This window comes from Moraxella bovoculi, assembly GCF_000988745.2.
Taxonomy (GTDB): Bacteria; Pseudomonadota; Gammaproteobacteria; order Pseudomonadales; family Moraxellaceae; genus Moraxella; species Moraxella bovoculi.
This window is the reverse complement of record NZ_CP011381.2, coordinates 1,925,707-1,937,257: the sequence shown is the minus strand read 5'-3', so window position 1 is coordinate 1,937,257 and position 11,551 is coordinate 1,925,707. Positions and strand designations below refer to the sequence as shown.

Here is an 11,551-nt window from a genome sequence, read left to right as displayed (position 1 = left end):
TATGCTTTGAGATTGACATGAGACGAAAAACACACAATTTTATGTGTGTAATGACAATAAAATGCGTTATAATAATGCGTTTAAATGATTTTTGACCATGCCGACCGTTCGGCGCATCAACAAAGAACAAAGAGAGTGCAATATGGCAAAGTATGTCATTGGCAATTGGAAACTAAACCCAGCAACGCTAACCGAAGCAGTAGTGTTGGCTCACGCCATGAAGGGCGTGGCGGACAATTCAAGCTGCCATTTGGGCTGTGCGCCAACTTTTTTGCATCTTGGTGCGGTCACTGACATCCTAAAAGACTTATCTGTTTGGGTGGGCGCGCAGGACGTATGTGCTTTTGGTGAGACAGGCGCATTCACAGGCGACGTATCAGCGGCACAAGTGGCGGATTTAGGCGCCAAATTTACCTTGATCGGTCATTCGGAGCGACGCACCTACCATGCAGAATCCAATGAGATGCTTGCCAAAAAAATCACCCAAGCCATCCAATCAGGTCTGGTTGTTGTGCTGTGCGTGGGCGAGACAAAAGATGAATACGAGGGCGGTCAGACCCTAAGCGTGCTTGATGAGCAGCTGTCCGTACTAGATGGTCTAAATGCACCAGCCGATCAGCTACTGATCGCGTATGAGCCTGTATGGGCGATTGGCACGGGTTTAACCCCAACCGTTGATGAAGTGGCAGTCACGCATCGCCACATCAAGGCACAGCTGACTAAGCAAGGCTTGGTAGATATCAGCGTGCTATACGGCGGCAGTGTGAATGATAAGAACGCCAAAGACTTCGCTGCTTGTGATGTCGTTGATGGTGCTTTGGTGGGTGGCGCTTCGTTAAAGGCAGATAGCTTTACAGTCATCGCACAGGCATTTAGCTGATCTTTGGGTTGTCTTTATATAGTCTATTTATAGTGGTTTTATTATGTTTACAGTATTATTAGCGGTTCATATCATCGTGGCGATCGTCATGGTTGGATTTATTTTGCTTCAGCATGGTAAGGGTGCAGATGCTGGCGCGTCATTTGGTGCAGGTGCGGCAGGCACGGTATTCGGTGCGGCAGGCTCGGCCAACTTCATGACGCGCATCACGGCTGTGCTTGCGACCGTGTTTTTTATTACCAGTCTTGCCTTGGCATGGTATGCGCAGCGTGAAGCAGAAGATCAGCTACGTCTTGATGTGCCGACCGCTCAGAGTGCTCCTGCTACCACGGCGCCAAGTGCGCCAGCAGGCGAGTGATTTTTTGATAATTTTGGTTTTTTCGCTTGATATTTTAAATAATACTCGTTAAAATAAGCGCCTATTTTGCGATCGTGGTGGAATTGGTAGACACGCTATCTTGAGGGGGTAGTGCTTCACGGCGTGAGGGTTCAAGTCCCTCCGATCGCACCAAATATCAGCTGTTAGGCAGCATTAATTAAACTGAATGTTGAACGCTTTTATGAATTTCAAAAAAGTCTTGACAACATCAAAATGCATGCTATAATAGCGTTCTAAATTGATGCGGGGTGGAGCAGTCTGGTAGCTCGTCGGGCTCATAACCCGAAGGTCGTTGGTTCAAATCCAGCCCCCGCTACCACTTTTTAAAATCCTTATTTTGGTTTTATCTTATAAAATAAGGTGTCTTACGATCTAGTAAATTTATATAGACAATAAGGCTAGGCTGATTGATGATTAAAGCCCACTAACGCGTTTTGTGGGTTTTTTTGTATTTGTCGTTTAGTGATGCTACAATACAAGCAGCCATATTTAACCAAGGATACATGAAAATACATGAAACCATCGAGTAAAATTGCTGAATTGACCGAGTTAATCGCTCCGGCGGTGAACGCCTGTGGCGTTGAGCTTTGGGGTATTGAGTTCATGCCGCAAGGTCGCAAATCTTTGCTAAGAATTTATATCGAAGTCAGCGCTGAGCAGCGTGCTAATGGCGAGCATGTGACCATTGAGGATTGTTCTGCGGTCAATCATCAGGTGTCAGGCGTATTGGATGTGCATGACCCGATCGCAGGCGAGTACATTTTAGAGGTATCAAGCCCTGGTTTTGACCGTCCGTTATTCAGCCCAGAGCAGGTGGCGCTGTTTGTTGGTGAGATTGTTAATTTGCGCCTGATTCATGCCATCGGACAGGGCGACACTAAGCGCCGCAAGGTCGTGGGTCGTCTGCTTGAGGTGGGCGAGACGAGCATGAAGGTTGTCACCGAAGATAAGTTAGAATTTGATATTGAATTTAATAATGTGGATAAAGCTCATCTGATTTATGAAGATTGAGTCAATAACATAAAACCAACCAAAATTAACCCAAAGGATCGAAGATGAGCCGTGAAATTTTAACCGTTGTTGAGACGGTCAGTAACGAAAAAGGGCTAAATCCTGAAGATATTTTTGAAGCGATTGAGCAAGCCTTAGTCGTATCTACCAAGAAAAAAGTCTATACCGATCAGCCGGAAGTGGCGATTCGCGTGGCGATTGACCGTAAGAGTGGCGATTATGATACTTATCGTTATTGGACGGTCGTTGCTGACGAAGATCATGAGATGCCAGCTTGTCAGCTTGCCATCAGTGATCTTGATGAGAATGAATGGAAGATCGGCGACATCAAAGAGGAACAAATTGAGTCTATCGAATTTGGCCGTATCGCCGCCACTCAAGCCAAGCAAGTCATCATCCAAAAAATCCGCGAAGCTGAACGTGCGTTGGTGGCAGATGCATTCGAAGCGCGCGTGGGCGAGCTGATCACTGGCGAAGTCAAAAAACAAAGTCGTGACGGTTACGTGATTGATCTAGGTGACAACGCTGAAGGTTATTTGGCTAAAGACCAAGCGCTACCACGTGAAATTCTACGTCCAAAATCACGCGTGACCGCACTTCTGCATCAAGTGAATCGTGACGGTCGTGGTTCACAGCTTCTGTTGTCTCGTACACATAAAGACATGCTGGTTGAGCTTATGACCAAAGAAATTCCAGAAATCTCAGAAGGCATCATTGAGATTCGTGACGTGGCGCGTCTGCCAGGTCTGCGTGCTAAGATTTCTGTTAAGACAAACGACCATCGTATCGATCCAGTAGGCGCGTGCATCGGCATGCGTGGTACTCGCATCCAAGCAGTACAACAAGAGCTTGATGGCGAGCGCGTGGATGTGGTGGTATGGAGCGATGATCCTGCTCAGTACATCATCAGCGCCCTTGAGCCTGCTGACGTATCTAGCCTGGTGCTAGACGAAGATGCTAAGACTGCCGACATTATCTTTGCAACCAATGACCAACTTGCTCGCGCCATCGGTTCTCAAGGTCAAAACGTACGTCTGGCATCTGATTTAACAGGCTACAAGCTAAACATGATGCTAGAGTCTGAATATCTAGAGCGCCAAGCATCAGAATCTCAAGGCTATATCGACCTATTCTATGAGCGTCTAGAAGTTGATCGTGATCTGGCAGAAGCTTTGGTTGAGATTGGCTTTACCAGCATCGAAGAAGTGGCCTATGTGCCAGTTGAGACTTTCCATGACATCGAAGGTCTTGATGACGAAGCGATCGCCACCATCCAAGAACGCGCCAAAGAAGTTGTTATCGCTGATGAGCTTGAAAAACAAAAGAACATCAAAGAGCCAAGTGCTGAGCTGCTTGCGCTAGAAGACATGACGACTGGGATCGCTTATAAGCTGGCTGAGCGTGATATAATCACGCTAGACGACTTGGCAGAACAAGCAGTTTTTGACATCGAAGACATTGAAGGGCTGGACAGTGAACTTGCAGGCAAGATCATCATGAATGCTCGTAAATCGTGGTTCGAATAACCATGCGCGCCACTGGTGTGAGTGCCTTGTGATGGGTACATTTAATTAAGTCATTGCCAAAACACCTAATTTTTTGAGTGATTTGGCAAGTAATAAGACAACAGGCGACGACAAGTCGCCCTTGCCAAAACACAAAATCAGGTGAATACATGACAGATACCAATAAAGATAATAAACGTATTAGCATTAAATCAAAAACCACATCTACTGCCAAAGTAACTGGCACATCAGGTAAAGCAAAAGCGGTCAATGTCGTCAAAACAAAAAAGATCGTTTTTGAGAAGCCAGATGCTAACAAAATCGCTGAAGAAGTCGCCGCTCAGGCCAAAGCTGCTGAAGAAGCACGCCTAAAAGCCGCCGAAGAAAAACAGGCTGCTGAACGCAATAAAAAAGAAGCTGCCGAACGTCAAGCTGCCACCCTTGCCGCCATGCGCGCAAGCAGCGATGATCAAGAAAAAACTACCTCATCATCAATATCTGTTGTCGTCAAAAAAGCCAAAAAAGATGGCGAAGCTACTGATGATAAGTCTGATAAAGCTGACAACAAAGCCAAGAAACCTACCCCAAAACCTGTCAAATCAGAAACTGCTGAAGACAAAGCAGCCCGTAAGGCTCGCGAAGCTGAAGAAGAGAAGCTGCGTCAATTAGAAGCAGAAAACCGCCGCAAAGCTGCCGAGGAAGCGCAAAAACGCACGCTAGAGCAGATGAAGCAGATGGCAAGCCGTTATAGCGACAAAGAAGACAACTCAAGCACCATCGTTCGTAAAGACGAACCGCTTGCCAAAGGTCTGGTGGGTGCAGCACTTGAGGAATCTTTTGAAAAAGAGCGTCGCGAGATTAAGCGTGGCACTAACACCAACTCTAGCCGTTCAAAAGGCGGCAAGAAAAAAGGCAGAGAAGAGCTTGAGATCAAGACCAAGCAGCGTGGACTAAAATCATCTCAGTCAGGCAAGCATAAGTTTGAGATGCCTGTTGAGAAGATTGTCTATAATGTTGAAGTTGGTGAATCGATCGTTGTTTCTGACCTTGCTCAGAAGATGGCGGTTAAGGTTCGCGAGGTCATCAAATCACTCATGAAAATGGGTGAGATGGTTCGTGAATCTGACACCATTGACCAGGACACCGCAGGTCTTGTGGTTGAAGAATTTGGTCATAACTTGGTGCTTGTCTCTGACACCAAGCTAGAAGACGACCTTCAAGAGGCTGTTGACGAGAAATCAGGCAACGTTCAAGCGCGTCCACCTGTTGTGACTATTATGGGTCACGTTGACCATGGTAAGACTTCATTGCTTGATAAGATCCGCGAAGCGAAAGTGGCAAGCGGTGAAGCTGGTGGTATTACTCAGCACATCGGTGCGTACCATGTTACAACCGATCGTGGTGTAATTACCTTCCTAGATACCCCAGGTCACGCCGCCTTTACCGCCATGCGTTCTCGTGGTGCGCAGGCGACCGATATTGTCGTGCTTGTCGTCGCGGCTGATGATGGGATGATGCCACAGACCGAAGAGGCGATTGACCATGCGCGCGCAGCAGGTACGCCATTGATTGTCGCCATCAACAAGATGGATAAAGACACCGCCGATCCAGATCGCGTTATCAACGAATTGGCAGTAAAAGAAGTTGTGCCTGAGGCGTGGGGCGGCGATGTACCAATGGTGCAAGTCTCTGCCAAGACAGGCATGGGCGTCGATGAGCTATTAGAAACCATCAGCATCCAAGCAGAGATCATGGAGCTAGAAGCGCCATTAGATGGTGCAGCGCAGGGCGTGGTTATCGAATCTCGTATCGATAAAGGCCGTGGTGCGGTAGCCAGCTTACTTGTCAAAAAAGGCACGCTAAATCAAGGCGATCTGGTTCTGGCTGGCGAATTCTATGGTAAAGTGCGTGCGATGACCGATGAGAATGGTGCTCGCATCAAGACCGCAGGACCGTCGATCCCTGTTGAGATCCTAGGTCTGCCCGATGCGCCGGCAGCTGGTTCTGAGTTCTTGGTGGTGTCAGATGAGAAGAAGGCGCGTGAAGTTGCTGACTTCCGTGCGGCACGTGAGCGTGATCGCGTTCTAGAGCGTCAGAATAAGATGCGCCTAGATACGCTGTTTGAGAGCATGGGTAATGATATTGCGACCTTGAACATTATCCTAAAAACCGACGTTCGTGGTTCGCTCGAAGCGCTGCTTAGCGCCCTTGATGAGCTCTCAACTGATGAAGTTAAAGTGCGTGTTATCAGCTCAGGCGTTGGCGCCATCACAGAATCTGATGTAATCTTGGCGGAATCTAGTGAAGCTGTACTTCTTGGCTTTAACGTGCGTGCCGACACGGCAGGTAAGCGTAAAGCTGATGAAGCAGGCTTAGATATTCGTTACTATAGCGTCATCTATGGTCTGATCGATGACGTGAAAGCTGCGATGAGCGGTATGTTGGCACCAGAGCATCGTGAGAAGATCTTGGGTACCGCTGAGGTTCGTGACGTGTTCCGCTCTAGTAAGTTTGGCGCGGCAGCAGGTTGTATGGTTCAAGAAGGTACCATCTACCGCAACAAGCCAATCCGCGTTCTGCGTGATGACAAGGTAATCTTCACAGGTCAGCTACAATCACTGCGTCGCTACAAAGACGACGTCAATGAAGTCAAAGCTGGGATGGAGTGTGGTCTTGCGGTCAAGGGCTACGAAGTGGCAGTGGGCGATAAGATCGAGGTCTTTGAGATTCACGAAGTTAAGCGCCAGCTGTAAGACAAAGCAACAGAACACCCCATAATTTGGGGTGTTTTTTATGTCAAAAATTCAGTAAGCGGCTGATAAAGTCTAGAATTTAGAGACTGGAATTATGGGCTAAGATTTGGCATCACCAATCCTTCAGCTTACTTACCATTAATCAGTACATCATTGGCAATGAGCTTCTCGTCGCCTTTGACATCCAGTACTTCTTTTTTCAGCTCGGTGGTAAAGATATGTTCTTTGCTGATGGTCTTAGTGTCAAGGCTGACATCTTCGATGACGTGTGTGCTTTTGGTGACGGTGGCAGTCTCACGAGACAGCAAAATCTCAACAGAGCCATCGAGTGCCAAACTTTGCATTTTGCCATTGATGCTGATCTGGGCGTGCGTGTTAGCGGTGTTGTCGATGATGTCGATTAAAGAATCATCGCTCTCAGGTTTATGATGATTGAGCGGTGAGCTGTCTTCTTTATAAGTGATGACAAGGTATTCTTCGGTCAAAGTGATGGGCAAATTCACCGTGCGAGAGCGGGTCTTCTTTGACAGCACCACTTTGCCTGTACTGACTCTGTCCTTGTGAATGTGGGCACGCTCTTCTAAGAGTTCGAGTACTTGTGGGTCGGTAAGTGTGTTGTCGTTGATGTCTTTTGTCATGTGATTTTTCCTTAAATTTAAAATTGATCTGCTGTTGGTAAACTTTGATGTTGGTCGCTGGTAGGTAGTTAACCCAATAATAAACGATGATTAAACGATGGTTTTCATCCAAAAAAGCCAGAGCGATAACTCTGGCTTTTCGATTAATTTCGTGTCTTTGGCATGATGCCAAACTCATCAGTCAATCATAGACCACGAGCGCGGCGTACTTCGTCAGCAGTAATGCCTTCGTAGTTCACGACATTGCCGTGTCTGTCTACCACATTGCCTAGGTCATCGACATTCAGCTCTTCACGCTGGATGGTCTCTAGGATGGTCTCAGTGCGAGTGTCAGTGGTTTTGGCTAGGGTGATCTCTTCGGTCACATAAGTTTGCTTGCTGACATTAGCACGCTCAGCTTCTAGCTCAACGCTGATGGTGTCCGCGCCTAGATCATCACCGATGCGACGGTCTGTTGGGCGATCTGCCGCTACACGCTCGATGTGTGCATGCTCTTCTTCTAGGTCAACTTCTACACGACGCTCTTCGGTCACGACATGTTTGCCTAGGCTTACGATGCCAGCAACGATGCGGTCTTTATTGACAGTCAGACGCTCTTCAAGCAGCTCTAGCGTGTTTGGCGCTGTGTAGTGTGCTTCGTTTAGGTCTAGGCGGCTTTCAGCTGGTAGTGTGTCGGCAGCATAGAATGCACGGTCTTTGTTGTATTGCTCTTCGTAGCTGTACACATAATCACGGTCATAAGCTTCCATCGCTTCGACTTGATCTTTGGTTAGGCTGTCGAAATATACTTCATCGCCTACGATGCGAGACAGACCTGCTGGTACTAATACTTCTTTTGAGAAGAACCAACCGCCAGCGTCCACAACCAAATAGCGAACTTTACCAGTATCAACCTCTACCAATGCATCTTCTACTTTACCAATTTTTTCTTGTCCAATGCCATATGCGGTCTTGCCGATAGGGTTGTAATAGCCTTCACCTAAAACTTCACGGTTGGTGGTTTCAATGTCATGTAAACGAACTAGCTTGCTCATAATGTGCTCCTTATTCAAATTCAAAATTTAGTGTCGTAAATTGCCGTTGCAATTCATCAATGATTTGCGTTTTGGGCATCGGTCTTAATCGTTGATTTGATGCCTTTTTTTATATGACTCCAAGTAATCAACAAAGTTAAGAAATCATATTCTCCATCAGGTCACTGTAGGACAACTCCATGTGTCCTAGTATAGGCGATTTAAAATTTAATAATAGGCGTTTTTTGTCAAAAAATAGGGCAGTTTTTTTGGCATTTTACGACCCAAGGTAAATCAATGTAAACTTGCGTAAATTCTGTATGGGTTTGGGTGGTTGTGTAATCAGGCTGTTATTTGTGGGTGCTTTTTTTAACGGATTTTTATCGGTCAGCGAAGCAGTTCGGGAATTTTTTTAGCTGGATTTTAGCTTAAATTTGCTAATTTCATGACAAATCTAAAAGCCAATTTAGCGATTGATGGATTTTAAATGTACGGGAGGCTTAGTCTTTGGCGTGCGTTGTTGGCATAGATTTGGTTTCATGGCATAAATGAGCTATACTATGTCGCAACTGGCGTGATTTAAGATTGAATTAACATTTAATGGCAAATTCAATAAAACTGCGCCACAGTTGTTTAATTAAGAACTGTTGTTTGATTAAGCTTTGAACATTTATAATGATTTAATCATTTCACCAATTACCAACTGATTTTAACCGATTAAAAGAGGCAATGATGAACCAACGACTACAACGACTCTCCGACCAAATCCAGCGTACGCTTTCTGTGCTGATTCGCGATGAGATTAATGACCCGCGTTTGACTGGTTTTGTGACCATCTCTGGCGTCAAACTAAGCCCTGATTTGGGTTATGCGGATGTTTATGTCACCATTTTGGAGCCATCTCAAGATGGTGGCATGAATAAAGAAGCGCATCAAGAAAGCATCAATGTGCTTAAAAATGCAGCAGGCTTTTTGCGTACCGAGCTGTCACACACCATGAATACTCGTACCACACCACGCCTAAGATTTCATTATGATGAGGTGACCGCCCACGGCAATCACATGATGAATCTGGTCAGTCAAGCCATGCAAAAAACTGGTGAATCTGAGGCTGACGATACGGATAATTCTTAATGTCAAAACAGATCGTCTCGGGTGTATTATTACTAAATAAGACCATCGGCATCAGCTCCCATTCAGCTCTTGCCCAAGCCAAACGCTTGTTTATGTCAGCAGATTTTGACAGCAAAAAAGCAGGGCATACCGGCACGCTTGACCCCATGGCGACGGGGCTTTTGCCAATTTGCTTAGGCGAGGCGACCAAATTTAGCAGCTTTGGGTTAGATGCTGATAAGGGCTATACCGCCATCATTAAGCTTGGTGAACAGACTGATACGGGTGATAAAGAAGGACAAGTCATCGCCCAAAAAGCCGTTCCAACTTTTGATAGGCGTGCGCTTGATGAGATTGCAAACAGCCTAATGGGGGAGCAATTACAAACCCCGCCCATGTACTCCGCCCTAAAAAAAGACGGCAAAAAGCTCTACGAATATGCCCGAGACGGTATCGAGATAGAGCGAGCTCCACGCCCCATTGTCATTCATCATTTGGCTTTAAATAAATTAAGCGATGACGAAATCGCCCTTGACGTCATCTGTTCTAAAGGCACTTATGTGCGCGTGCTTGGCGAGACGATGGCTGAACGGCTTGGCACGGTGGGTCATTTGACTGCTTTGCACCGCACCAGCACAGGCGGATTTGACGTGGCAGGGGCGATAAGCGTCGACGAGCTTTCAGAGTTATCTTTTGATGAGCGCTTTGGCAAACTGCTACCGATAGATGTACTGCTTAATCATTTACCTATTATCAAACTCACCACAGACGAAACAGCACGCATCAAAATGGGGCAGCGGCTTAATCTCAAAGACCGTATTGGTGATTTGGTGTTTGATGCTGATGTTCTACAAGTGCGTCTGTATTGTGATGATAAGTTTATCGGGCTTGGACAGGTGGAGATAACTGGACGATTGCAACCGATAAGACTGGTGGCGTGAGTTTTTAAAGTCAAAGAACATTTTTTTATTAATTTTCATCTTAACATGATTCTACTTGAAATTTATTCGAGTTAGGCATAATATCCACCTGCTTTTTATCATAAATAATGATTTAATGATAATAAGTTTTTATAAATAACATTAAACACCAAACTTTTTGTAAGATTTGAGGTACAACCCATGAAAAAATTACTCCCAGCACTGATCATCGCCAGCGTGTCCATCACCGCAACCGCCAATGTTGGCAGTCTTTATGTGCAAGGCTTGGTAGGCACATCTAAACTTGATGTCAAAGATGACCGAAGCCAAAAGAAAGCAAAAGACAGCGACACCGCATTTTCTGTGGCGGTAGGTAGCGATTATGGTGCTACTCGTTACGCCCTAGATTACACCCATTTTGGCGAGCTAGAACACAAAGAAACAGGCTTTGATGTGGCAGGCGACTACCGCAAAACAAATGTTAAAGCACAATCTGTGGGCGTGTCTGCATTTTATGACTTCACTTCTGTGTCAGGATTTACGCCCTATGTGGGTGCAAGAGTGGGCGTCAACAAGCTCAACTTAGACATCAGCAATAAGGCCTCTGTTGGTGCAGAGTCTTTCTTTTCATCAACGACTGCCAAAAAAACACAAGTGGGCTTAGGTGCGGTGGCGGGTGTATCATACGCCATCAACCCACAATGGACCATTGACGGTGGCGTAGAATACAACCACTTAGGCAAAGTGGATAACTTTAAAGTTAAAGGATACGGTGGCAAAATCGGCGTTCGTTATAACTTCTAATCCACCCCTTCAAAACCCTCTGTCTCTCCACGCAGGGGGGGTTGGTTTGTGATTTTAAATGACATTTTTGAATTTCCATGATATAATGAAAATTCATGCCAATAGGCTTAGGCAGGCTTTAGCAATGCAATGCTTGCCCGAATTATGTCGCATTGCTCATATAGGAATTTAGTTATGCTAACTAATCAAGATCGTATCGACATCATCGCAAAATACAAGCGCGCTGAGAATGACACTGGTAGCCCAGAAGTACAAGTTGCACTTCTAACTGCTCGTATCAACGACCTACAAGACCACTTCAAGGCACACAAAGCTGACCATCACAGCCGCCGAGGTCTTATCCGTATGGTTAACCAACGTCGTAAACTTCTAGACTACCTAAAAGGTAAAGATCTAAATCGTTACACTGATTTGATCGCATCTTTGGGTCTACGCCGTTAATTTTAAAATTAGCTCGGCTAATTTTTACCAAAAACGGTGTGCGTTTGCGTGCCGTTTTTGTCATTTTATGTTTATTGTGGACAGTGGTCTTAGA

The 11,551-nt window shown here is 45.9% G+C and carries 10 protein-coding genes, 2 tRNA genes and 1 pseudogene; 11 read left to right on the top strand and 2 right to left on the bottom strand.

Features of this window, described 5'->3' with window-relative positions:
- Nucleotides 1-142: 142 nt before the first annotated feature.
- From tpiA to infB, 7 genes and pseudogenes are all read left to right on the top strand, one after another.
- Nucleotides 143-880, top strand: coding sequence for a triose-phosphate isomerase (tpiA, locus tag AAX10_RS08975; protein ID WP_046700411.1), 738 nt, complete (start codon nt 143-145; stop codon nt 878-880).
- A 43-nt stretch (nt 881-923) separates the two neighbouring features.
- Nucleotides 924-1,238, top strand: a complete 315-nt coding sequence (secG, locus tag AAX10_RS08970; protein ID WP_036367167.1) for a preprotein translocase subunit SecG — start codon at nt 924-926, stop codon at nt 1,236-1,238.
- 68 nt (nt 1,239-1,306) lie between these two features.
- Nucleotides 1,307-1,391, top strand: a tRNA-Leu gene (locus AAX10_RS08965).
- 110 nt (nt 1,392-1,501) lie between these two features.
- Nucleotides 1,502-1,578: transfer RNA gene (locus AAX10_RS08960), tRNA-Met, on the top strand.
- Between the two features lie 194 nt (nt 1,579-1,772).
- Nucleotides 1,773-2,270 (top strand): ribosome maturation factor RimP, encoded by a 498-nt coding sequence (rimP, locus tag AAX10_RS08955; protein ID WP_036367169.1) that lies wholly within the window; start codon nt 1,773-1,775, stop codon nt 2,268-2,270.
- Between the two features lie 44 nt (nt 2,271-2,314).
- Nucleotides 2,315-3,796, top strand: a complete 1,482-nt coding sequence (gene nusA, locus AAX10_RS08950) for a transcription termination factor NusA (RefSeq protein ID WP_046700410.1) — start codon at nt 2,315-2,317, stop codon at nt 3,794-3,796.
- A gap of 176 nt (nt 3,797-3,972) precedes the next feature.
- Nucleotides 3,973-6,528 (top strand): annotated as a pseudogene (gene infB, locus AAX10_RS08945) (translation initiation factor IF-2); the annotation flags it as partial.
- Between the two features lie 128 nt (nt 6,529-6,656).
- Here infB and AAX10_RS08940 read toward each other — a convergent pair.
- Together AAX10_RS08940 and AAX10_RS08935 are read right to left on the bottom strand one after the other, a co-directional pair.
- Nucleotides 6,657-7,166: a YsnF/AvaK domain-containing protein gene (locus tag AAX10_RS08940; RefSeq protein ID WP_046700409.1), complete on the bottom strand. Its 510-nt coding sequence runs from the start codon at nt 7,164-7,166 to the stop codon at nt 6,657-6,659.
- A 185-nt stretch (nt 7,167-7,351) separates the two neighbouring features.
- Nucleotides 7,352-8,203 carry a DUF2382 domain-containing protein gene (locus AAX10_RS08935; RefSeq protein WP_173944280.1) on the bottom strand — a complete coding sequence of 284 codons (852 nt, stop codon included), beginning with the start codon at nt 8,201-8,203 and terminating at the stop codon, nt 7,352-7,354.
- A gap of 708 nt (nt 8,204-8,911) precedes the next feature.
- Here AAX10_RS08935 and AAX10_RS08930 point away from each other — a divergent pair.
- The 4 genes from AAX10_RS08930 (at nt 8,912) to rpsO (ending at nt 11,457) form a co-directional block, all read left to right on the top strand.
- Nucleotides 8,912-9,313, top strand: coding sequence for a ribosome-binding factor A (locus AAX10_RS08930; RefSeq protein ID WP_036367185.1), 402 nt, complete (start codon nt 8,912-8,914; stop codon nt 9,311-9,313).
- On the top strand, nt 9,313-10,233 hold the full coding sequence (gene truB, locus AAX10_RS08925; RefSeq protein ID WP_046700408.1) for a tRNA pseudouridine(55) synthase TruB: 921 nt from the start codon (nt 9,313-9,315) through the stop codon (nt 10,231-10,233). The genes AAX10_RS08930 and truB overlap by 1 nt, the downstream gene beginning before the upstream one ends.
- Nucleotides 10,234-10,413: 180 nt before the next feature.
- On the top strand, nt 10,414-11,016 hold the full coding sequence (locus tag AAX10_RS08920; protein WP_046700407.1) for an opacity family porin: 603 nt from the start codon (nt 10,414-10,416) through the stop codon (nt 11,014-11,016).
- Between the two features lie 174 nt (nt 11,017-11,190).
- Nucleotides 11,191-11,457 carry a 30S ribosomal protein S15 gene (rpsO, locus tag AAX10_RS08915; protein WP_036367197.1) on the top strand — a complete coding sequence of 89 codons (267 nt, stop codon included), beginning with the start codon at nt 11,191-11,193 and terminating at the stop codon, nt 11,455-11,457.
- Nucleotides 11,458-11,551 lie beyond the last annotated feature (94 nt).

What these genes read in the sequence shown, in the direction of transcription:
- tpiA (WP_046700411.1), top strand. Translation starts at nt 143, where the DNA reads ATGGCAAAGTATGTCATTGGCAATTGGAAACTAAACCCAGCAACGCTA.
- secG (WP_036367167.1), top strand. Translation starts at nt 924, where the DNA reads ATGTTTACAGTATTATTAGCGGTTCATATCATCGTGGCGATCGTCATG.
- rimP (WP_036367169.1), top strand. Translation starts at nt 1,773, where the DNA reads ATGAAACCATCGAGTAAAATTGCTGAATTGACCGAGTTAATCGCTCCG.
- nusA (WP_046700410.1), top strand. Translation starts at nt 2,315, where the DNA reads ATGAGCCGTGAAATTTTAACCGTTGTTGAGACGGTCAGTAACGAAAAA.
- AAX10_RS08940 (WP_046700409.1), bottom strand. Translation starts at nt 7,166, where the DNA reads ATGACAAAAGACATCAACGACAACACACTTACCGACCCACAAGTACTC.
- AAX10_RS08930 (WP_036367185.1), top strand. Translation starts at nt 8,912, where the DNA reads ATGAACCAACGACTACAACGACTCTCCGACCAAATCCAGCGTACGCTT.
- truB (WP_046700408.1), top strand. Translation starts at nt 9,313, where the DNA reads ATGTCAAAACAGATCGTCTCGGGTGTATTATTACTAAATAAGACCATC.
- AAX10_RS08920 (WP_046700407.1), top strand. Translation starts at nt 10,414, where the DNA reads ATGAAAAAATTACTCCCAGCACTGATCATCGCCAGCGTGTCCATCACC.
- rpsO (WP_036367197.1), top strand. Translation starts at nt 11,191, where the DNA reads ATGCTAACTAATCAAGATCGTATCGACATCATCGCAAAATACAAGCGC.